Origin of the sequence: Chryseobacterium cucumeris (assembly GCF_016775705.1) — a bacterium.
In the GTDB taxonomy this organism is placed as follows: Bacteria; Bacteroidota; Bacteroidia; order Flavobacteriales; family Weeksellaceae; genus Chryseobacterium; species Chryseobacterium cupriresistens.
On the sequence record NZ_CP068760.1, the window covers coordinates 785,030 to 808,640 of the forward strand.

Genomic DNA, 23,611 nt, shown 5'->3' on the forward strand with positions numbered 1-23,611 from the left:
GCCGCTTTGGCGGCTTTTTCTTTTACAAATAGTGATAAAAATTTATTGATTTCAAGTTTGTTTAACAAAAAAAAGTTTTAACAATGAAAAAAATATTACTCCTTTTTATTTTATTGATAACGCAAATGGCCTTTTCACAGTCAGATTGTGTCACAGCAATTCCCATCTGTGGTAATTCTGACATTTCATACACCCCTTCGGGCCCGGGGAATATAATAGAAATTCTTAACCAAAACGGTGGATGCCTCAGTACCAATGAAAGATATACAGTTTGGTACACTTTCACAGTATCCACACCAGGAACACTGGCATTTACAATAAAACCTAACGATCAGGATGATGATTATGATTTTGCAGTTTACGGACCAACAGCTAACGGCTGTGCTTCGTTACAGAATGCGGATCACGTTTTCATACAGCCCATAAGATGTAACTATAGCGGTACTTCAGGAGATACAGGTCTCGATCTGACTCTTGCTCCACCAGCCGTATTCCCTACCAATCCACCAGGTGTTACATCGAGTATGAACAATGGTAAATGGAGTCCTTATATGGATGTATTGGTTGGCCAGACTTATTATCTGGTTATTGACAACTTCAGTAGATCCGTTAATGGTTTTTCTTTAGAATGGACAGGAACAGCAAGCTTAAGTTCCGCATTTAACGATCCTGTTCTTTCGCCTAACCCATTTATCGCGCCTGGTATTCCGGGAGCAGCTCCTAATGATCCTAATCAGGTAATGGTTTGTGCGCTGCCTGCCCAGTTTGATTTTACAACATTATCGGCAGCTATCATTAATGGTAACAGCCCGAACTTCAAGGTTACTTACCACAAAACAACCAACGATGCCCTTACAGGACAGAATCCTCTTACAGTAACTACTGTAGATGGAGTTACAACATATTATTACAGAATTGTGTATCAGGATCCCACCAATCCGGATAATCCTATCAACGGATGTTTCATAACCGGAAAATTCAAGTTTGTGAATGTGGGTATTTCTGCCAATTCGGCTACTTTATACTCCTGTAACAACAACGGAGCGGGTACTGCAAAATATAACTTAACAACAGCCAATGTATTTGGAGGAACCGGAGCAACGATCAAGTATTATGAAACGGCGGCAGATATGAATGCAGATATTAATGAAATTACAGATCCTGCCAACTATGTTTCTGCTGAATCTACCATCTATGTAAAAGTAATTTCTTCTTTCGGATGTATCGCAACTACTACCATCAGATTATTATTCTACCCATCAGTTGTACTGAAAGATGCTGTACTCCAAAACTGTTACATCGATAATGATGTGACGCGTTCGACATTTGATCTTTCCAAAGCAGATATTGGTGTACCTGTTCCAACCCCTACCGGAACTATTATTAAGTATTACACAACAGTAGCTGATGCGAAAGCACAGACAAACCCTATTATAGCGGCATTAAACTATCTTTCAGAAAGCAAAACAGTATATGCAAGAGTAGATAATGACAAACAGTGTTATTCAATTGCTAAAATAGACCTGGTAGTATTACCTCCTGTAAAATCAGCGGTATTAAAAGATAAAACAATCTGTGCTGAAGCCAAAACTACCCTGGATGCAGGTCCTGGATTTGTAAGCTACGAATGGAGCACTGGTGAAACTACACAATCTATCAGCAATGTAGGTGTTGGTGCTTATTGGGTAAAGCTTCAGACCGGAAAATGCTTCACACTTCAGGAAGTACGTGTACATGCAAGCCTTCAGCCGGTGGTATCAGGAATCGAAATTACCAACAACAATATTACTGTAACAGCTACAGGAGGAGTTCCTCCTTACCAATATTCTGTAGACGGTGTTAACTGGCAGGATTCCAATACATTCACTGGACTTCCAAGAGGAGAAAATACGGTATATGTAAAAGATACTTATAACTGTACACCTATCCAGGTAACGATAACAGTTCCTAATCTTATTAACGCCATCACTCCGAACGGAGATAACGTAAATGATGTTATCGACTATTCAGCGTTAGCTTACAAGAAAAACCTTATCTTCATTGTATATGACAGATATGGGAATAAACTTCATGAAGCTAAGAAATTCAATAACTTTACATGGGACGGAACTGCCTTTGGTAAGAAAATCCCAACCGGAACGTACTGGTATACGATCTCATGGAATGAAAACAATAAAAACAATACCGAAACTAAATATTCAGGATGGGTATTGGTAAAGAATAAAGAATAAGTTCTACTTCATCTTTTTTGAAAAATCACCTCAGACCGGGGTGATTTTTTTTATCAACAAGACCAACCTCCTGTTTACAGCATTTTACGAAAGACTGCTAATAATTTGTTGAATACTATTTTTTTATTATTTTTTAAATAAACTATCTTTGCACCATGGCGCAGAAAGAAACATTATCATCCCTGACACACGGAAACTTTGCAAAAGAATTGTCTATTGCGGATGGAAAAATGCCTCCCAATGCAGTGGACTTTGAAAGACTGGTTATCGGAACTTTTTTGATTGACAAAAAAGGTCTTGACCATTCCATTGACCTTCTTACCCCGGAGGTATTTTATGACCCCAGACATCAGGTCATTTTTTCTACTATTCTAAAATTGTATGAAGGCAACCACCCGGTAGACTTAATGACAATCATTCAGGATTTAAAAAAAGAAGACAAGCTGAGCCAGGCAGGTGGTGATCATTACATTATTGACCTCACCATGGGAGTAAGCTCATCCGCCCATATCGAATATCACGTACGTGTTATTCTTGAAAAGTATATTTTAAGAAGCCTTATCAATGTTTCTGCTAACGTAATTGATTCTTCCTACAAAGAATCTACAGATGTTTTTGAACTTCTGGACAAGGCAGAACAGTCTTTCTTTGAGATTACCAACGGAACTATCAAGAAAGGATTCGATACTGCCAACTCATTGGTAAAACAAGCTATTGACACGATTAAATCGTTAAAAGATAAGCAGGGACTTTCCGGAGTTCCTTCAGGATTCAGAGATGTGGATAAGGAAACCGGAGGATGGCAGAATTCTGACCTCATCATTATTGCCGCCCGTCCGGCGATGGGTAAAACAGCCTTTCTTCTTTCCATGGCAAGAAATATTGCAGTAGGCCACAAAATTCCTATGGCTCTGTTCTCTCTCGAGATGGCCTCAGTACAGCTTATCACCAGAATGATTGCTTCTGAAACAAGAATTTCCTCAGAGAAACTAAGAAAAGGAACCCTGGATGATGAAGAATGGCAGAGACTATTTTCCAATGTATCTGAACTGGAAAACGCTCCTTTATATATTGATGAAACACCTTCCCTTTCCATATTCGACTTCCGTGCAAAATGCCGAAGATTGGTGATGCAGCATGGAGTAAGACTTATCATGGTTGACTACCTTCAGCTGATGACAGCCGGTGGCGGTGGAAAAGGAGTTGGAAACCGTGAACAGGAGATCTCCATGATTTCACGTTCATTAAAAGCGATTGCAAAAGAACTTAACGTACCGGTAATTGCTCTTTCCCAGCTTTCAAGAAGTGTGGAAGCCCGTCCCGGAAAAAGACCTCAGCTTTCAGATCTGAGGGAATCCGGAGCAATTGAGCAGGATGCGGATATCGTATCTTTCATCTTCAGACCGGAGTATTATAAAATTACCGTTTGGGATAATGATGAAGAAGGACAGGAAACTTCTACTGAAAACCAGGCCGAACTTATCATTGCAAAACATAGAAATGGTGCTACAGCAGATGTCAGATTATCTTTCTTAAAACATTTTGCCAAATTCGGTGACATTGAAGCTGCATTTGATGGTGGTGCCGGAGGAGGATATCCTTCCAACTTTGGAGAACCAAGCGGCTTTGACAAGATTAAAACAACGATTCAGCCAGGAGCAGCATTTGATCTTCCGGACAACTCAAAACTTTCCGGTTCTTCAATGAATGATTTTGATGACGATGATGATTTCCCGTTTTAAGAAAGACTAAAGTTTAGATCAGTTTAATTGTAGTCAATACATCCATTTTTAAAAAACAGGTTTGAGAATCGAAATTTATACCGACGGGGCTTGCAGCGGAAATCCGGGAAAAGGCGGATATGGAATTCTCATGCGTGTTCCTGAAAAAAATTACCAGAAAACATTTTCCAAAGGTTTTCGGAAAACGACCAACAACAGAATGGAACTTCTGGCGGTCATTACAGCATTGGAAAAACTGAAATCTACAGAAAACGATATCCACGTTTACACAGACAGCAAATATGTATCTGATGCGATCAACCAGAACTGGATTGCCGGATGGATCAAAAGAGGCTGGAAAAACGTAAAAAATCCAGATCTATGGAAAAAATTTGTAGAGCTGTATAACAAACACTCCCCAAAAATGCATTGGGTAAAAGGTCATGCCGGGCATTTTGAAAACGAGCTTTGCGACAAATTAGCCGTTGCAGCAGCGAGTTCTCCCGATCTTGAAATCGATACTTATTTTGAAGGTTTGGACAACAATTCGTTATTTTAATTTAATTAATGTAAATATTCAATAGACACTACAATATTCACCATTATCTCATAATTAGCAGTATTTTTTTAAAATATTATTAAAATTTAAGCGAAATTAACATTAAATACACATTATTTAACTGGGATTTAATATCTTTACATATTAATCTAAGTCCCATTATAAATGAATAAAAATCTATTATTGTATTTATCTGTTTTTTTACTCTGTATAGCCGGGAAGTCCTTTGCCCAGACTTATCAGCTTATCGGAAACCCGGTAACAACAACCGGATGGACCATGGTTTCTCCCACCCAGGTAAACACAGATTTTATTCAGCTTACACCGGATACCAACAACCAGTCCGGTTCTATCAGGCTGAATGACCCCATCAATTTAAAATATTGCGACAAATGGAGAGTAGAATTTGATTTCAGAATGGACTCCAACCAAACCTCCAACGGTGATGGAATTGCCTTCTGGTATCTCGCTAACCCTCCTGTTGCCAGCGTATTAGGATCCGGACTTGGGGTATCTCAAAATGCAGTGGGTCTTGTGGTAGGGCTTGACACTTACAACAATACCACAACTGCTACCATGAGCAAGGTTCATGTGGCTTACGGGCAGGTTCAAAATACAACAGACACCAATAACGTTGAGTTCTTTAACGTTCCCGGAAGTTCTTTCCATTCACCGGATCTGAATACTACACAACCGTTTCAGGGAACCACTTTTAAACATGTGGAAGTGACAGCACAGGTAGATCCCGCAGCTCCTACCAGCTGGATCATAAAAATAACAATAGACGGTAATGTAATTTGTAATCAGTCTTTTGCGCCTTCAGGCACTGCTGCTGCAATGACAGTAGGATATTTTGGTTTTTCAGCATCTACAGGAGGAGCAAGATCAAGACATTCCATTAAAAATGTAAAAATTTATACGGATAAAGTTCCTATTTTACAGGATTCAGCAACACAGTCATTCTGCCCCAACCCTACAACCGGATATGGATCTGTAAACCTGACTACTTTCAACTCACAATTTGTCAGCAACCCTTCCAATTATACATTTACCTATTATCCGTTTGGAAGTTCTACACCTATTGCTAATCCTGCCAATTACCAGTTCAATGCCAACACAACGGTTACAGTGGTTATTAAAGATAATGCAGGGCTGCTTTGTGATAACCCGGATGGTAAAATTTTATTGGTTCTAGCTCCTTTCAAAGCGGAAGACAAAACGATTACGGTATGTAACAATAACAAAGCAGGAACAGCCACTTTCAACCTGAATACAGCAAATGTTACAGGTGTTCCCGGTGCTGTTAAAAAATACTACAAAACGTTGGCAGATCTTAATGCAGATACGAATGAAATTCAAAATCCCGGCAACTACTTCTCTGCTCCCGGAGAAGTATATGTAAAAGTAACAACCCCTCAGGGATGTACAGGTACAGCTAAAATTACACTGGCATTCTATCCGGATACCCCTGTGAAAGAAGCTACTTTAAGATCATGTTTTATTGAAAATAATATTACAAGTGCTATTTTTAATCTGACTGCCGCAGATGTTACAACCTTAGGTACTGGTGCTGCCAAAAAATATTACACCTCTATAGCGAATGCTCTGGACGGAGTCAATGAAATCATGAATCCTCTTCAGTATTTATCTACAACTACTGCCGTGTATGCTAAAGTAACGGATGCCAACGGCTGTTTTAATATTGCTAAAATAAACCTTATTGTATTACCTCCTGTAACGTCTTCTGTCCTCAAAGACAAAACCATCTGTATCGGAGAAAAAACAGATCTGGATGCAGGACCTGGATTTGACGGCTATGAATGGAGCACGGGAGCAACAACTTCATCGATTAAAGATGTAGGAGTAGGTCCTTATTGGGTAAAATTGAAAACCGGCAACTGCATCACTACGCAGACTGTTAATGTAAAAGCATCTGCAAATCCTGTAATCTCCAGCATCGATATTGACAACAATACGATCACTGTCAATGTAGCAGGAGGAACACCTCCATATCAGTTTTCTCTGGATGGAGTGAACTGGCAGCCTGGCAATATATTCACAGGTTTAGCAAGAGGCGAAGTAAGAGTGTATGTAAAAGATTTTTACAACTGCACCCCTGTTGAAGTTCAGATTACCGTTCCTAACCTGATTAACGCCATCACTCCAAACGGGGACAACGTAAATGATGTTATTGACTATTCAGCGCTGGCTTACAAAAAGAATCTTGTATTCATCGTTTACGACCGATATGGCAATAAATTGTATGAAGCCGGAAAAATGAGAAATTTCACCTGGGACGGCACAGCTTCCGGTAAAAAGGTTCTTACAGGAACTTACTGGTACACCATTTCATGGAACGAAAACAATAAAGACAATACTGAAACAAAATACTCAGGCTGGGTATTGGTTAAAAACAGAGAATAAAATTACTATCAGAAACTACCTCATTTGGGGTAGTTTCGGTGTTAAAAAACAGAATTTGCCCAAACAGAGATTGGGATCAGATATTGATTTCTCAACGGTAATTTAAATTTAAAAACAATTTTATATCAAAAAAACAATAACATCATAATCCATCCACTATGAAAAAAGATATACTCATTTTTTTACTGACTATCTTATTATGCCTGCCGGGAAGGTTTCTTTCGCAAACCTATCAACTTACCGGAAACCCTGTAAATACAACGGGCTGGGATCTTGTCTCTGATGCTGTAGTAAGCGGAGACTTTGTAAGACTGACAACTGATCAGACCAGCAGATATGGGGCTGTAAAATTATCCACTCCTATCACTCTGAGCTATTGTGATAAGTGGAAAGTGGAATTCGATTTCAGAATTGACGGAAACGGAACCACTCAGTTTGGAAAAGGAGACGGTTTTACCTTCTGGTATCTTGCTAATCCACCAACAGGTTTTGTATCAGGAGGAGGTCTGGGAATTCCAGCCAACGCTTCCGGGCTCATGGTTGGTTTTGATATCTTCAACAATACCACTGAAGGCCAGATGAGTAAAGTTCACATTCTTTATGGTACCAATAATACAGCCGGGAACAATATTGAGTTCAACACGACTCCGGGAAGTACTTTTCACTCTCCGGATCTTATTGCTACCAATCCGTTTGTAGGAGATACTTACAGACATGTTGAGGTAAATGGAGAAACAGATCTTACCAACCCGACAAACTGGATTATCAAAGTGAGAATAAACGGTGTTCTTATTGTAGATCAGTCTTTTGCTCCTTCCGGAGGTGCCGTGGGAATGTCACAGGGATATTTTGGCTTCTCTGCAGCAACCGGAGGTGCCAGCGCAAGACATTCTATTAAAAACGTTAAGGTATTTGTGGATAAAGTTCCTATCCTAAGCAATACCATAACGCCTTTTGTATGTACAAATCCTGCTACAGGAAATGGTACAGTAGACCTTACTTCTTATAATTCCCAATTTGTAAATAATCCCGGAAATTATATTTTTACATATTATGTATTAGGAAGCTCAACGCCTATCGCAAATCCTTCAAGTTTCCAATATTCAGGAAATACGACAATCAAAGTGGTAGTTAAGGATCCTACTTCTACTCTTTGTGATAATGGTGACGGTGTTATCCAGCTTAATCCTACACCATTTGCAGCAACAGATGCCAGTCTGACCGGATGTAATAACAACAATGCCGGGACAGCAACATTTGATCTCAACACGGCTGCTGTAACAACTGTTGCCGGAGTTACCAAAGAATTCTACCCTACCTTATACGACCTTAATAACGGTACGAACCAGATAACAAACCCTTCTGCCTATGCGTCTGCAGCAGCAACAATATATGTAAAAGTAACGACTCCTCAGGGATGTGTGAGTACTTCTAAAATCACATTGAACATTTACCCTATTGTGGTTGTGAATGATGTTGAAATAAAATCCTGCTTTATCGAAACCAATCCGTCTATGGCATCCTTTAATCTTACAGGAGCTGTCGTTTCTCAGGGTGGACTTACAAAAGAATATTATCCGTCCCTGGCAGACGCTATCAGTGGAACCAATGCAATATCTACTCCGGCAGCATACATTGCTCCTAACGGTGTGGTTTATATTAAAGTATTCAGCTCAAACGGATGTTATTCTATTGCTAAAGTTACACTAACTGTCATCCCTCCTGTTTATTCAAGAACTTTGCTAGACAAGACAATTTGTATAGAAAATACAACTACTTTAGATGCAGGCGCAGGTTTCAAAAGCTACGAATGGAGCACAGGAGCTACTACTCAATCTATCAAAAATGTAGGAGTAGGTACTTACTGGGTAAAACTTAAAACCGGAGATTGTGTTGCAACACAGAAAGTAACAGTATACCCTTCCGACAATCCGGTTATTACAACGGTTGACATTTCGGGAAGCACGGTAACAGTATATGCCAATGGCGGAACTCCTCCTTATCAGTATTCTATGGATAATATCAACTGGCAGGATTCCAATGTGTTTACCAATATTACCAGAGGAGAAGCAAAAGTGTATGTCAGAGACGGTTATAACTGCGTTCCTGTTGAAGTCAATATTACAGTACCTAACCTTATCAATATCATTACACCTAACGATGACGGCAAGAATGATTTTATAGATTATTCAGCTTTGGCCAATAAACAAAACCTGGAAATAGCCATTTTCGACAGGTATGGTTACAAAATGTTCCAGGCCGATAAAACCAATGGTTACAAATGGGCAGGAACTACCAATGGAAGTAAAAAAGTTCCTACAGGAAACTATTGGTATTCTGTTTCATGGAATGAAAATAATAAAAACAGTACTCCGATAAAATTCTCAGGCTGGATTGTTGTAAAAAACAGAGAATAATTACACTTTCCAAAACATCAAAAGAATCACCCCGCCGGCCGGGGTGATTTTTTTGTATGAACAGGCAGGAGATATTTCATTTTAAAGACTCTTTATTCATATTCAATGCTTAAATTTGTCGTATGAATTATTTGGAAGCTTTAAGCAGAATAAATTTCATCAAAAAATTTACATGGATTTAAAGAGTTTAGAAGAAAAAATTATTTCGAATTTTAAGGCAGAAAATATACATGGGATTCTTCTTGCAGGAAGCTATGCTACAAATACACAAACTGAAGATTCTGATATTGACATTAGACTTATTTTCAGCAATGACAGGAAACATACTGTGAAAGGAATAAAATATATTGATGGACTAAAAATCTCATACTTTGGAGAAAACGCAGACAGGGTAAGGAGAAGAATGTCTGTTGACTTTTCAAGAAACAGCCGTTTTGAAGCAAGATTATTTGCTTTAGGCAAGATTTTATATGATTGTGAAGGAAGCGTTGAAGAATTAGTGCAATATGCTAAAATTTTCATGGAAAATTCTTTTCAAAAAAAATTAACTCAAGACGACGTTATTTTAAAAATGTACTCATTGCATGTACGTCATGAATCTCTGTCAAATACTACAGTTTCAAGCCCTATATATGTGTACAACTATATATCTTTTATGAAAGCAGTTCTTGTTACCTATTCAGCTATTCTTAATTACGAAACAATAATTGATATTAAACCTGATAAGATATTGACCAATACCACTTACCGGGAAATCAATCAATGGAAAGATTTTCCTGATCAGGATTTTGTTGAATTATGGATAAAGGCAATATCTGAAATAACCCCTAATAAATTAGAGGTTATTTATCAATATTTACAATCTAAAACTTTAGTTATTGAAAGAAAAGATTTTGAAGTGGTTTATAGGGATTAATTCAAATCAAGTTGGTTTTTAATTAGCTCAAAATAAGCTCCTTTGGCGTTGACAAGCTCATTATGTGAGCCTTCTTCAATAACCTTCCCTTTATCTAATACTATAATTTTATCTGCATTCTTTACAGTAGAAAGGCGGTGCGCTACAATCACGGCTGTTCTTCCTTTGAAAAACTGATTTAAATTATCAATAATCACTTTTTCATTATTGGCATCTAAAGAACTTGTTGCTTCATCAAAAAAAATAAAATCAGGAGCTTTATAAACAGCCCTTGCTATAAATAACCTTTGTCTCTGTCCACCACTTATCCCTACTCCTTCGTTTCCAATTTTAGTATTATAGCCCAGAGGTAAGCTTTCTATAAATTCTCTCACATTGGCAACATTTACGGCATTAGCAAGTCTTTTCTTATCTATATGATCATCTCCTACTGCTATGTTATCTGCCACTGTATCATTAAATACATATCCGTCTTGCATTACAATACCAACATTCTCTCTCCACATTCCCGGAGAAATTCTGCTAAAATCTGCTGTATCAATTTTTATATTCCCCTCCTGAGGCTCATAAAATTTCAGCAATAACTTAATAAGGGTTGATTTCCCACTTCCACTTGCACCAACAATAGCTGTAGTTTTTTGATAAGGAATTATAAGGTTTAAATTTTCAAAAATATTTTTATACCCGCCAACATATTTATAACTGACGTTATTTAAAACAATATCTCCTCTTGGCACCTCATACAAGTAATGTTCAGTATTGCTTTCTTCATTATCTTTCTCATGTATTTCATTTAATCTCTCCAGAGAAATATTTGCATCCTGTAATTGTTTTACAAACGAAACTACCTGTCCAATAGGTCCATTCAACTGTCCTATAATGTATTGGATAGACATCATCATTCCTAAGGTAATTTCGCCATCTACAACTAATTTCGCAGATAAGAAGCTGATTACCATATCTTTCATTTGGTTAATAAATCCTCCTCCTATTGACTGCCATTGTTCCAACTTTAGTCCCTGTATATTGAGTTTAAAAATCTGAACCTGTGTGGATTCCCAGCCCCAACGCTTTTTTTGCTCGGCGTTGTTCATTTTAATTTCCTGCATGCCGTTGATAAGTTCAATCACTTTACTCTGAGTTTCGGACAGTTGAGAGAAATTTTTATAATCCAGTTCTTTTCGCTTCTTAAGAAAAAAAAGTACCCATGAGGTATACAAAATAGCGCCTATAGCAAAAACAATAAATAACCTGTAATCATAGAGCAGTAATATAACACTGTAAATAAAGAAGTTGACAACTGAAAAAAGGGTTGTAAGGGTTGATGTTGTTAACAGCTGCTGAATCCTTGAATGATCACCAATTCTTTGCATTAGATCTCCTGTCATTCTTGTATCAAAATAATTAATAGGAAGCTTCATTAGCTTAATAAAGAAATCGGACACTAAAGAAATATTGATCCGGGAACTAATATGCAATAAAATCCAACTTCTTACAATTTCTACCCCCATTCTTCCCAGGTAAAGCATAAATTGGGCAATGAGAATAAGATATATAAAATTTATATCATTATTTTGTATCCCCACATCCACTATACTCTGAGTAAGAAAAGGAAGTATTAATGACAACATACTTCCTGCTAACAAACCTATTGCCAATTGAAGTATTAATCTTTTATATTTCAATGCATAAAGACTCAGAAACTGAATATCAAGTCTGTTTTTTTTATCATCCCAATCCGTTTCATAAAAAGCTGGGGCAGTCTCTAGAAGCAGCGCTATTCCCTCCTGAATATTTTCATCTGCATTATTTCCTATCCAACGTTTTAAAAACTCACTTTTTGTAAATGTAAGCAGCCCATAACTTGGATCGGATACATATACCATTTCATCCTTCCCCTTCTTTATCTTATATACAACAACAAAATGCCTTTTATCCCAATGGACAATACAAGGGAGAGGCACTCCGGCAGCAAGTGTCCTAAAACTAATTTTAACCCCTCGGGACCTAAATCCTATTTTTTCTGCTGCAGTGCCAAGATGCAATAAATTACTTCCAATTCTTGTTGTTTGTGTAAGATCCCTTATCCGCTGCAGATTTATGTTTTTACCATAATATTTACTAATAATCCTCAAACAAGTAGGACCGCAGTCTTTTGCGTCAGGCTGCTTATAAAAAGGAAACTTATTCAAAGTATACTTTCTGAACATTTAATTGTTGTATAATGATACTGATTTTACTTCCCTTGCTACAATAGACTGATATTTTTTATAAAGAAAAAAGTAAACTCTAAACTCGTTAAAACGCTGCTTTTCGGAGAATAATCTATTTACTGTCATATGAATATAACTTCCTAAAACATTAAAATATTCATCCTTGATTTCATTTTTAATGCTCAATAAAATATTTTTTACTTCAGAGTTATTAATAACTTCAATAATAGCGGGGGTAAGTCCTTTTGAAATAGTGATATCCTTAATTCTCCGAAGTTCATCATGCAAAGAGTTCCTTAACAGTTTATCGCTTTCATAATTAAATTCTTTTGCAAAATAATTGAAATTCCGCTCAAGAAACCTTAACTTATCATGATTCATCCCTAATGTATCCAAATACTCCTCTATTGTGAAATAACTGATCAGAAACAGATAATTATAGTTTATAGGGCTGAAAGATTTGTATAAATTATAGACAAACTTAGAATCGTGATAAAAAAATGTTTCAGAGTTGATTATATTTTTACCTTTATATCTTTCCAACTCCCTTGTATAGGTATCCTGAACCACTCCGGACACTTTACCGGATTTTATATACGTATTAAAAATTTGGCTTATACCTGTTGTAACAACAGAGATATTAGCAGGATCTTTTACATTCAAACGAATTCTAAGATGACGTTTAGGATCTGCATATCTTATGAAAAACCATTTTTCAACAAGTCCTTTCTTCACTAGTTTTTTTTCAATATAGTCTGCTATAGCCACCAAAAATTTATTGGAAAACTTATCCCCAATATAGACTTTAAAATAAACCCACTCCGAGCCTGGAATAAATGTTCTTGTTATAGCGTCTTTGCTTGAAGCTCTTATCTTTAATGGATAATTTTTTTTGCTTTCCTTCTTGATAAAAGGCACTACTAATTCTTTACTGTACTTTGGTAAAGAATTGTCATCTGTTATTTCCAATAGACATTCATGTAAAATAATCTGTTTATCGTTTTGATTGATATATTTTTGGAACAATTCAATTCCTAAATCGGTTGAAAAATCAAAATAAAGGATGTTATCACTCTCTTTGAAAACAACCATATCCGTAACATTCAATTTACTTTTTATCTCAGCAAAATTCTTTTTAAACTGATCAAAATCTTTAGATTTTCTTAATTTACTAAAGTTGTTTCCTTTTATAATCCAATAAGCTTGTTGAATAATAATCCCTTTATAGACAACTCTTGGTAAATACTCTTGTATATCCTGCACAATTCCCCAATCCCAAATAAGTTGAGAATCAAAATTCTGAAACTGCATATCGCACAAAAAATGATAAATAGGTAATCCATTTCTTCTATAGCTATGAGCATTAGAAAGTCTTGGCTTGATAGGTTTATTTAATTTTTCTGAAAACAAATAAAGTTCATTGTTGATCATTTGTATATATAAATCATTAACATAAACCTTTTGATTTTCAGAAAGCAGGGAATTGGCTAAAAATGGGATCTCATATTCTCCAAAATAGGGCCTAGCAATTACATTTCCTACTCTAGCTTGTGGCAAATGAACTATTTCCGCATATATATAATTATTATTTCTAGCTTCTATAATATCCACCAAATCATGAAGTTTCTCATAAAATCCCTGATGCATACCACAAAACCTTCCAGAAAGGCCTGTCATTGCAGGAGAATATGATGTTACATGAAATAATGGCTGTTCTTTTCCCGGATATACGTTGAGCAAGTAAGTAAATCCCGGCTCTGCTGTTTCAATATTTATAACATCAGAAAAGTTCTCTTTTATATCACGATCAGTAATTTCAATTTGTTCAGAATTATTTTTTAAATATTCATGATATTTTTTTAAAGCAAAAGCAGTAAACTTTGTTTTGCCCGTTGTTTTAGATTCATAAATATCTTTTGTACTTACTGCGGATTTATATCCAATTCCAATTTCTTCATCTAATACTTCCGTAAGTTTTACTTTTCTATCTTCATATCTTTCTGAAAATGCTCTTTTAAAAATTTCAAGCTGAAAATGCTTGGGAGGATAGGATTTTGAAAAAGCTGAAAAAACAGATAGTAAATTGCCAAGGTCATGCCTTAAATCAGATGACAAAGTATAATCTTTTATAGGACTTACCACATCCAACTGTATCAGATTTTTTTCAGGGAGATTTGGCAGGAACTCTTTTAACAGTATGTATATTTTTTTATAGAATTCAATATTAGACTGCCTGGCATTAACTTTCCTTAACAAGGATTTTATCTCTTGTAAAATATTTTTCAGCAATAAAATTTCATCATCAGTATCAGAATTAATATCTCTTAGAAATGCCAACAATACATCAAAATAATCACGACCTGTAATATTAACATCAAGATTTGTTGTTAAAAGTTTACAATCTATAAGGCGATCAATATAAACCTCAATATCTTCTTGCTCTACATCATATTGATCAAGGATTTTGTTAATCAATGTTTCATATTTGATTCCTTTTCTGGAAATTTTAATAATAAAATTGATAAGGTCATCAGATTCTATGGAAACCAAATGATGTGTTCTCATCCCTTTTCTAAACCTATATTCTATATATCTGTAATCATCTTTAGTTTTATAAAGACTTGTATTATTAGAAAGAATAAAGTATTTTTTAACACCTTTAATTTTTGAAATATATTCTCCTATCTGAAAAAGAACTTCCATATCCAGTTTAGGATAGTAATCTAATACTTCAGTGGCTGAATCATTTTTACATTCGCCGGAATTAAAGTTTCCTTCCCTAAAATTTGCAAATAGCCCAAAAGGTGTGGCTCTGGTCGAAGCCCTTATATAATATTTAGTCAAAGAATGCACCATTCTTTTTCTTTCTTTATCAGACAATCTGGAAGGTACTGTTTTATATTTTATAACCTCGTTATATAAGATATCAGAAGCAAGGTATAGACCTTCTTCCAACTGGTAGTTCTCAGTAAATTGTTTTACAAGATAATCCAATATAAATTGTTCATTACCCTGATTGATGATACTATAAAAATCAAAAAAATTATTGATTGGTAAAAGCGGTTGCCTTGCAGCGTAGAAGGTACTTTCGTACATATACAAAATAATTTTAAAATTTAAATCAGTAAGGCTTCTCCCCATTTAATATCAGGATTAACAAGAGACAACAAAGTAAGTCCAACTCCGCTTAATCCTTGCAAAAAACCAAAATCATTATAATGGTTTATTTGATTATTCCAAGCACAATGTCCTGTAATCAACTTATCATTATCTGTATTTAAAAGTTCAAGAGAAGCATTTTTCCAGTAATCAACGCAGTCTTTATACTTATTTCCTTCAGTTAAAATACTAAACTTATTAAAAATATGCATTATCCCCGATGAACCATGACATACTGCAGCATCTCTTACAAAACCTTCCTGCAAGTCTTTCCGTAGAGCTGATTTTTCCATACATTGTAAAGCTTCTTGCTGAAACGAAGCATTCCCTAATCTCTTCCCAACATCCCATAAGGCTGCTGCAACACCAAGATCACCATAACACCACCCCATGCGTGATCCTTTTGAATAGAAATCTGTTTTTTCTAAGGCAGGAATAGAAGATGGATAAAGTGAGTTTCTGTTATCCTTATATTTATAATCTATGATTGTTTGAGTTGTATCCTCAATTAATCTTTTCAGTATGTTATCATTAGGATTTAACTCATATGCTTTTGACAGAACTGACACCACAGCCGGCTGGCCATGAGCAAGCCCGAAATTGATAAATTTATTTAGTTTTTGAGTATCCTCTAAACTAAAAAAAGGCCAATACATTTTTCCTTCAGGAGTATATTCCACAATAGAATGCAATTTAGAAATAATTCCTTTTGCATATTCATTTAAAGCTTTCTCATCAGTAAGGAAATAATGCAAAGCCCCAGTAGCACCATGAAGAAAATCAAAATTTCCCTTATCTAATTCATTAATAGCATAATTGAAAATAAGTTCATCCAGATCTGATAATACATCGCCTGCTTCAAAATCTACAAACTCTTCTTGGTTAAAAAACTTCAGAAGCCATGCAAAACCTACTACTCCATTACTATATCTGATATCACCTCGTTTAAGCGCAACACTAATATTAGAAATAATTTCATCACTAAGTTTTTCTCCTCTTTCTAGGCTATCATTATCATTAAATTGCTTACTATGATAATAATAAAACAAACCCAACCCACCAAGATCACCTAAAAGACCTGTTTTAAGATTTGCAACATCCATATATGAACTGGTTTTTGATTTAATCTTTTCCAGCTCTTCAAAAATAATATTCATATAATTTATCTGGTCACACAAAAAAGGATAACACTGCAATACTGTTATCCTTAATATGTTCTGTAGTTTTAAATACCGTTATTAAGTTCTATTACATTCAGGAGATACATCCTGTGTGAGTTGACACCATCCTGATGCACAGTTATCACTCATTCCACAAAGATCACTATACTCTATAACACCACTACAAGGATCTGTTTCTACACCACAATAGCGAGAGCATTGATCTGTATTACAGTCCGAAGCTTTAGTGTATGGAACAGTGGTAGTATCATCACCCCCGCCAATTACTTTTTGAGCTTCATCCATAGATAAATTAAGAATATCTTCTTTCTTAATTTCCAGTTTTGCGATTTTCTTTTTTTGCATGTCTAAATGTTTGGTTAAGTTTTAATTTATACTAAAATTATCTTGTATTATGTTCTGTTACACTCAGGAGAAACCTCTTGTGTCATTTGTCCTCCTCCCGTTCCACAATTATCAGTCATTCCACAAAGATCCGTATATTCAATAACTCCACTACAAGGATCTGTTTCTACCTCACAATAGCGAGAGCATTGATCTGTGTTACAGTCCGAAGCTTTAGTGTATGGCACAGTGGTAGTATCATCACCTCCGCCAATTACTTTTTGAGCCTCATCCATAGATAAATTAAGAATATCTTCTTTCTTAATTTCCAGTTTTGCAATTTTTTTCTTTTGCATAATAAGTTATGTATTTAATGACTAGATAAATATATAATTTTTTCAATATGCAGAGATATTTTTATATTTTTTTAACATTAAAATATTCAATACTAAGGGATATATTTTTACACTTATTAAAAAATATATTTAAGAATTAATTTACTTTATTCCATCTTCAATTCCTAAATTTGTCCTATGAATTATTTGGAAGCTTTAAGCAGAAGATATTCTGTAAAAAAATTCAATCATCAGATTATTCCTCAGGAAACCCTTCACAACATTCTTGAGTCAGGAAAGCTGTCTGCCAGTTCGCTGGGACTTCAGCCTTATAAAATTGTGATTGTTGAAAGCGAGGAGATGAAACAGAAATTAATTCCCGCCTTTTATAATCCATCTCAGATTTCCACCTGTTCCCATCTTATTGTTATTATCTCAAAAAAAATCATAGAAGAGAACTATATCCGGGGCTATTTTAATCATATTTCTGAAGTAAGGGATACTCCAATGGAAAAACTTGATTCTTTCAGAAACAGCATTAATCAGCATATTAACCAGAAAACACATGATGAAATTTTCAACTGGGCAGAAAAACAGTCTTATATAGTATTGGCCAATCTTATGTATGCCGCAGCTATTGAAAATATAGACTCCTGTCCTATGGAAGGTTTCCGCCAGGATCTTATAGAAGACATTCTGAATGTCAATCCTGAAACAGAAAAAGTAACCGTTACCCTCGCTTTAGGTTACCGCTCCGAGGAAGATCACTTCCAGCACATGAAAAAAGTAAGAAAACCAAACGAAAAATTGTTTAAATTTATTTAATATTTTAAACGATTGTACCTAAAGCCAGCATATGATAAAAGCGGATGTATTAGTAATCGGTTCCGGCATTTCCGGACTTTCCTATGCCATTAAAGTTTCTGAACAGCACCCTGATGCCAAAATTATTATTGTAACCAAGTCTGATGAAGACGAAAGCAATACCAAGTATGCACAAGGCGGTCTCGCCGTCGTTACAGATTTTCAGAATGACAATTTCCAAAAACATATAGACGATACCATGCGTGCCGGCGACGGTGAAAACAAACGTGACGTCGTAGAAATGGTGGTAAGAGAAGCTCCCGCGAGATTCAATGAAATTGTAGAATGGGGAGCACAGTTCGACATGAAGAACGGTAAATTTGCTTTAGGAAGAGAAGGAGGCCATACTGAAAACAGGATCGTACATCATAAAGATATTACAGGTTTTGAAATCGAAAGAGCTTTATTGGAAACGGCCAATAACAGCCCGAATATCGAAATCCTGGATCATCATTACGTTATTGATATCATTACACAGCACCATGTTCCCGGAAAAGAACTTAACGAAGGAGACATCCACTGCTACGGTGCTTACATTCTGGATGAGAAGTCCAAAACCATCAAAAAAATTACTTCTAAAATAACGCTTGCTGCCACAGGAGGTGCAGGACATGTTTACAAAAACACCACCAATCCTACGATTGCAACAGGGGACGGAATTGCTTTTGTTGCCCGTGCCAAAGGAAAGGTTTCCAATATGCAGTATTACCAGTTTCACCCAACAGCTCTCTACAGCAAAATGGATGGAATGTTGTTTTTGATTTCTGAAGCCGTTCGTGGAGACGGAGCAAAATTAAGAACCAAAAGGGGCGAAAAATTCATGCATAAATATGATGAACGTGAAGAATTAGCTTCCAGAGATATCGTTGCAAGAGCCATTGACGCTGAAATGAAAATTACCGGAGACGAATTTGTCGGCTTGGATTGCAAGGAAATGAACCATGAAAAATTCCTGGAACATTTCCCTAATATTTATAAAAAATGTAAAGATGAAGGAATTGATCCTTTCACTCAGCTGATTCCTGTTGTACCTGCCTGCCACTATTTAATGGGAGGTATCGAAGTAGACAGAGACGGACAATCCTCTATCAGAAATCTTTTTGCTGTGGGTGAATGTACCAACTCAGGACTACACGGTGCCAACAGGCTTGCTTCAAACTCTCTTCTTGAAGGTTTGGTTTTCGGGCATAATGCCGCAATGAAAACAGTAGAACTTCTGAATGAAAACAGTTTCAACTTTGATGACCTGAAAGCCGTTCCGGAATGGAATGAAGAAGGAATGAAAATCATGGACGAAATGGTCATCGTAAGCTATCTCAGAAAGCAACTTCAGGAAATGATGAGTGATCTGGTCGGAATCGTCAGAAGCAACAGACGTCTGAATATGGCATTACAGAAGCACCAGGAAATTGCCGCCGCAGTTGATGAAATATACCACTACTCTATTCTTTCCCCCCAATTATCGGAATTAAGAAACCTTACAACCGTTGCCCATCTCATCATTACCCAATCCATGGAAATGACGGAGAATAAAGGAGCATTTTATAATAAAGACTTAGCCTAACAGAAATCACACAATGAAAAGACCAGCATACGTAACAGATAAAGCATTAAAGACATTTATAAAAAACGCTCTTGAAGAAGATATTCAGGATGGAGACCACTCTACTCTTTCTACCATACCACAGGACCTTGTACAAAGTGCTAAACTTTTGGTAAAACAGGACTGTATTCTTGCAGGCGTTGAGCTGGCAGAAATCATCTTTAAAACATTTGATAAGAATTTAAAAGTAGAGGTTTTCATTAAAGATGGAACTCCATGTAAATTCGGAGATGTAGCGCTTATCGTTACGGGAAGTGCAAGATCTATCCTTTCCACAGAGAGATTTGTTCTTAACTGTATGCAGAGAATGAGTGGGATTGCAACTCTTACTCATGAATGGGACTCAAGGTTAGTAGGGACCAAAACTAAACTTTTAGATACAAGAAAAACGACTCCCAATTTCAGAATGTGTGAAAAATGGGCAGTGGCTATTGGCGGCGGAACCAATCACAGGTATGGTCTTTATGACATGATCATGCTGAAGGACAATCATATTGATTACAACGGAAGCATTACCAATGCAGTAGCAATGGCAAAGGATTACGTTAAAAAGAATAAGAAAAAGTTAAAAATAGAGGTTGAAACAAGAAATCTTGAAGAGGTACAGGAAGCTATCAATGCTAAAGTTGACAGAATCATGTTAGACAATATGGATGTAAAAACGATGAAGGAGGCTGTAAAAATGATCAAAGGTTCTTGTGAATCTGAAGCATCAGGAGGAATTACCCGCGATATGCTGAAAGAAATTGCCTCTACAGGTGTTACCTATATCTCTGTAGGGGCCCTTACCCACTCTGCTGAGAATATAGATTTGAGTCTCAAAGCAGTGAAATAGCGTTGAATTTTTAACAAAAACACCCCCAGTTTGTTAAAAATTCAATAACATGACTTTTTTCATACAAAAATTCAATTTTCAGCCACAATACTGATTTTTAACACTTTAACATTATTAAGACTTTTTAAAAATTAACATTGAGTTAATAATAGTTAAATTTAATTTTGCGAATTTTGCAGAAAATTAAATCTAATTATTACTAACGATTATGAAATTAATCAACAAATCGATGCTAACTGCAGTAATTACTTTATCTACAGCTAGTGTCTATTATGCTCAACAGGTTCAGGACTCTACAAAAATTAAGTCCAATGATATTGAACAAGTTGTATTAACTGGTGTTGCAGATATCGCCAAGGATAGAAAGACTCCAGTAGCAGTTTCAACAATTAAAGAAGCACAGATTGTTGAAAAATTAGGTAACCAGGAGTTTCCTGAGATCCTAAACACAACTCCATCCGTTTATGCTACTAAAGGAGGTGGTGGTTTTGGAGACTCTAAACTAAATATTAGAGGATTTAACCAAAACAATATTGCCGTAATGGTAAACGGTATGCCAGTAAATGATATGGAAGGAGGATCAGTTTATTGGTCAAACTGGGCAGGACTATCTGATGTAACTTCTGCAATGCAGGTACAGAGAGGACTTGGGTCTTCCAAATTAGCAATTGCGTCTGTGGGTGGCACTGTAAATATTCTTACAAGAGCTGCCGACAAAAAACAAGGTGGAATAGTTTCTCTGGGAGTTGGTAACAATGACTATGTAAAATCTCTTTTTGCATACAATACAGGAAAATCTGAAAAAGGATGGTCTTCTTCATTTCTAATGTCCAGAACTGCAGGTTCTATGTATGCGGACGGAACCAAGTTTGAAGGATATAACTATTATTTTGCATTAGGATACAAAAAACCGGGAGGTAATCATGATTTTCAATTTACCATTACTGGGGCACCTCAATGGCATAACCAAAGGTCATATGCTATTGCTATTTCCGATTATATAAAATTCAACCCTGATCATGATGGAACTCCAGACAGAAAATATAACTCAGATTGGGGCTATCTGAATGGAAGACAGTATTCAGCAAGAGTAAACTATTATCATAAGCCTGTATTATCCTTAAACTGGGACTGGACACTGAGTGAAAAGTCTAAACTTAACACGGTATTATATGGTTCTTTTGGTAGAGGAGGAGGAACAAACACTACCGGTTCTGCCAATGGAAAGAGCTTAAGTACTTTTAGAGATCAGAATACCGGATTATATAATTTTGATAATGTTGTTGCAGCTAACCAAGCGTCTACACCAGATAAAGGAGTGCTTATCAGAAATGCATCTATTAATTCACACAACTGGTTTGGTTTAATTTCAAGCTTCAACCACACCATCAATGATAACTTTAAGTTCTCTGCGGGTGTTGATGCAAGATACTATTATGGATACCATTACCAGGTAGTAACTGATCTACTAGGTGCAAGCGGATATATTGATAAAAATAACAAAAACATTCCACCTAACTTAGTAACAGCAGTATCCAAACCAGAAGCTAGCTGGAATCCATTTGGCGGAAAAATTGACAATATAAATAATCAAATTGGCTATAGCAATGATGGGGAAGTACTTTGGTATGGAGCTTTTGGCCAGTTCGAATATACAAATGATAAAATCTCTGCGTTCGTTCAAGGGTCTGTATCTAACCAAGGATTTCAAAGAATTGATAACTTTATTGTTGATGGAGTTACAAAATCAAAGAAAGGAGAAATTATGAATACTAAAACAGGTTTCAAAAATCTGTTCGGATACAATATCAAGGCTGGAGTTAATTACAATATTAACGAACAACACAATGTTTTTGGGAATGTTGGATACTATGAAAAACAGCCGTTTTTCAATGCAGTATACAGAAGTAATGAGAACATCGTTTCTCCGGATCTTACAAATGAAAAAATATTTGGTGTAGAATTAGGGTACGGTTTCAGATCTGCAAATTTCAACGCTAATGTTAACTTATACAGAACAACTTGGGATGACAGATATCTTAGAAGATCTAACCTAAGAGATCTTGTTGCAGGTAAGACGGCTTATGTAGAAATGAATGGACTGAATGAAGTTCACATGGGAGTGGAAGTAGATGCTAACTATAATCTTAATAAAATATTAACCATCAATGGTATGTTCTCTATAGGAGACTGGTACTATAAAGGAAATGCAACTGCTACTCTTTTTGAAGACAGCACAAACCAGCCACTTAACTTCCCTGGAAGCACAAGTAACGAAGCTACATTATACCTAGATAAAGTAAAAGTTGGTGACGCAGCACAAATGACAGCTGCTTTAGGAGTAACAGTAAAACCTATTAGAAACCTAAGCTTCGATGCTACATGGAGAAATACAAACAATCTGTACGCTAGTTTAGATGCTTTCAATTTCAGAACTCAAGCTGCTGCTCAAAAAGGTACATTAGAATTACCTAGCTACAATTTGTTTGATTTAGGACTTTCATATAGAATCAACCTAAACAACAAACAACAGTACTTCACGATTAGAGGTAATGTTTATAACTTATTCGATACAACATACATCGCTGAATCAAATACAAATACTCACGCCAACCTTACAGCACAGGAATATGCTGAAATCAAAGGTGGAACAGTTGCTGGTCTTGCTAAAGAATATGCAGCTTACCAGGCAGCAGGCAATTACAAAGGAATCAGCCAAACTAACCAGGTATTCTTCGGATTCGGAAGAACCTGGGCAGCAACATTATCATTCAATTTCTAATAATATCACAATATTAGATTTTCTCAATATCAATCCCGGCTTTGAGC

The 23,611-nt window shown here is 36.1% G+C and carries 15 protein-coding genes; 10 read left to right on the top strand and 5 right to left on the bottom strand.

All coding sequences use genetic code 11. From position 1 onward, the window contains the following. Positions 1–83: 83 nt before the first annotated feature. From JNG87_RS03500 to JNG87_RS03525, 6 genes are all read left to right on the top strand, one after another. Positions 84–2,231, top strand: coding sequence for a T9SS type B sorting domain-containing protein (locus JNG87_RS03500; RefSeq protein WP_202841716.1), 2,148 nt, complete (start codon positions 84–86; stop codon positions 2,229–2,231). A gap of 155 nt (positions 2,232–2,386) precedes the next feature. After that, on the top strand, positions 2,387–3,973 hold the full coding sequence (gene dnaB, locus JNG87_RS03505; RefSeq protein ID WP_110008416.1) for a replicative DNA helicase: 1,587 nt from the start codon (positions 2,387–2,389) through the stop codon (positions 3,971–3,973). 61 nt (positions 3,974–4,034) lie between these two features. Further along, positions 4,035–4,511 (top strand): ribonuclease HI, encoded by a 477-nt coding sequence (gene rnhA / locus JNG87_RS03510; RefSeq protein WP_202841718.1) that lies wholly within the window; start codon positions 4,035–4,037, stop codon positions 4,509–4,511. A 165-nt stretch (positions 4,512–4,676) separates the two neighbouring features. Continuing rightward, positions 4,677–6,935: a lectin-like domain-containing protein gene (locus JNG87_RS03515; protein ID WP_202841720.1), complete on the top strand. Its 2,259-nt coding sequence runs from the start codon at positions 4,677–4,679 to the stop codon at positions 6,933–6,935. A gap of 158 nt (positions 6,936–7,093) precedes the next feature. Further along, positions 7,094–9,352, top strand: a complete 2,259-nt coding sequence (locus JNG87_RS03520) for a T9SS type B sorting domain-containing protein (protein WP_202841722.1) — start codon at positions 7,094–7,096, stop codon at positions 9,350–9,352. A 172-nt stretch (positions 9,353–9,524) separates the two neighbouring features. Then, entirely contained in the window at positions 9,525–10,268 is a 744-nt protein-coding gene (locus tag JNG87_RS03525; protein ID WP_202841724.1) for a nucleotidyltransferase domain-containing protein, read from the top strand. On the opposite strand, the gene JNG87_RS03530 is transcribed toward JNG87_RS03525, so the two are convergent. The 5 genes from JNG87_RS03530 to JNG87_RS03550 all read right to left on the bottom strand — a co-directional run bounded on the left by JNG87_RS03530 (position 10,265) and on the right by JNG87_RS03550 (position 17,501). Further along, positions 10,265–12,460: a peptidase domain-containing ABC transporter gene (locus JNG87_RS03530; protein WP_202841725.1), complete on the bottom strand. Its 2,196-nt coding sequence runs from the start codon at positions 12,458–12,460 to the stop codon at positions 10,265–10,267. The genes JNG87_RS03525 and JNG87_RS03530 overlap by 4 nt on opposite strands. A gap of 18 nt (positions 12,461–12,478) precedes the next feature. Continuing rightward, positions 12,479–15,577 carry a lantibiotic dehydratase gene (locus JNG87_RS03535; RefSeq protein WP_202841727.1) on the bottom strand — a complete coding sequence of 1,033 codons (3,099 nt, stop codon included), beginning with the start codon at positions 15,575–15,577 and terminating at the stop codon, positions 12,479–12,481. Between the two features lie 20 nt (positions 15,578–15,597). Beyond that, positions 15,598–16,797: a lanthionine synthetase C family protein gene (locus JNG87_RS03540; protein ID WP_202841728.1), complete on the bottom strand. Its 1,200-nt coding sequence runs from the start codon at positions 16,795–16,797 to the stop codon at positions 15,598–15,600. A gap of 81 nt (positions 16,798–16,878) precedes the next feature. Continuing rightward, positions 16,879–17,166, bottom strand: coding sequence for a class I lanthipeptide (locus tag JNG87_RS03545; protein ID WP_202841730.1), 288 nt, complete (start codon positions 17,164–17,166; stop codon positions 16,879–16,881). Between the two features lie 47 nt (positions 17,167–17,213). Then, positions 17,214–17,501: a class I lanthipeptide gene (locus tag JNG87_RS03550; RefSeq protein ID WP_202841732.1), complete on the bottom strand. Its 288-nt coding sequence runs from the start codon at positions 17,499–17,501 to the stop codon at positions 17,214–17,216. A 177-nt stretch (positions 17,502–17,678) separates the two neighbouring features. Between JNG87_RS03550 and JNG87_RS03555 the strand changes: the two genes are divergently transcribed. The 4 genes from JNG87_RS03555 (at position 17,679) to JNG87_RS03570 (ending at position 23,564) form a co-directional block, all read left to right on the top strand. After that, positions 17,679–18,305: an NAD(P)H-dependent oxidoreductase gene (locus JNG87_RS03555; RefSeq protein WP_202841733.1), complete on the top strand. Its 627-nt coding sequence runs from the start codon at positions 17,679–17,681 to the stop codon at positions 18,303–18,305. A 31-nt stretch (positions 18,306–18,336) separates the two neighbouring features. Then, positions 18,337–19,908, top strand: coding sequence for an L-aspartate oxidase (nadB, locus tag JNG87_RS03560; protein WP_137904406.1), 1,572 nt, complete (start codon positions 18,337–18,339; stop codon positions 19,906–19,908). A 13-nt stretch (positions 19,909–19,921) separates the two neighbouring features. Next, a complete protein-coding gene (gene nadC / locus JNG87_RS03565) occupies positions 19,922–20,782 on the top strand; it encodes a carboxylating nicotinate-nucleotide diphosphorylase (protein ID WP_202841735.1) in 861 nt (286 codons plus the stop codon). A gap of 208 nt (positions 20,783–20,990) precedes the next feature. Continuing rightward, positions 20,991–23,564, top strand: a complete 2,574-nt coding sequence (locus JNG87_RS03570; RefSeq protein ID WP_202841737.1) for a TonB-dependent receptor — start codon at positions 20,991–20,993, stop codon at positions 23,562–23,564. The last annotated feature ends 47 nt before the right edge of the window (positions 23,565–23,611 follow it).

Bases quoted from the DNA above. Each gene is read 5' to 3' on its own strand.
- JNG87_RS03500 (WP_202841716.1), top strand. From the start codon at position 84: ATGAAAAAAATATTACTCCTTTTTATTTTATTGATAACGCAAATGGCC.
- dnaB (WP_110008416.1), top strand. From the start codon at position 2,387: ATGGCGCAGAAAGAAACATTATCATCCCTGACACACGGAAACTTTGCA.
- JNG87_RS03515 (WP_202841720.1), top strand. From the start codon at position 4,677: ATGAATAAAAATCTATTATTGTATTTATCTGTTTTTTTACTCTGTATA.
- JNG87_RS03520 (WP_202841722.1), top strand. From the start codon at position 7,094: ATGAAAAAAGATATACTCATTTTTTTACTGACTATCTTATTATGCCTG.
- JNG87_RS03525 (WP_202841724.1), top strand. From the start codon at position 9,525: ATGGATTTAAAGAGTTTAGAAGAAAAAATTATTTCGAATTTTAAGGCA.
- JNG87_RS03535 (WP_202841727.1), bottom strand. From the start codon at position 15,577: ATGTACGAAAGTACCTTCTACGCTGCAAGGCAACCGCTTTTACCAATC.
- JNG87_RS03540 (WP_202841728.1), bottom strand. From the start codon at position 16,797: ATGAATATTATTTTTGAAGAGCTGGAAAAGATTAAATCAAAAACCAGT.
- JNG87_RS03545 (WP_202841730.1), bottom strand. From the start codon at position 17,166: ATGCAAAAAAAGAAAATCGCAAAACTGGAAATTAAGAAAGAAGATATT.
- JNG87_RS03550 (WP_202841732.1), bottom strand. From the start codon at position 17,501: ATGCAAAAGAAAAAAATTGCAAAACTGGAAATTAAGAAAGAAGATATT.
- JNG87_RS03555 (WP_202841733.1), top strand. From the start codon at position 17,679: ATGAATTATTTGGAAGCTTTAAGCAGAAGATATTCTGTAAAAAAATTC.
- nadB (WP_137904406.1), top strand. From the start codon at position 18,337: ATGATAAAAGCGGATGTATTAGTAATCGGTTCCGGCATTTCCGGACTT.
- nadC (WP_202841735.1), top strand. From the start codon at position 19,922: ATGAAAAGACCAGCATACGTAACAGATAAAGCATTAAAGACATTTATA.
- JNG87_RS03570 (WP_202841737.1), top strand. From the start codon at position 20,991: ATGAAATTAATCAACAAATCGATGCTAACTGCAGTAATTACTTTATCT.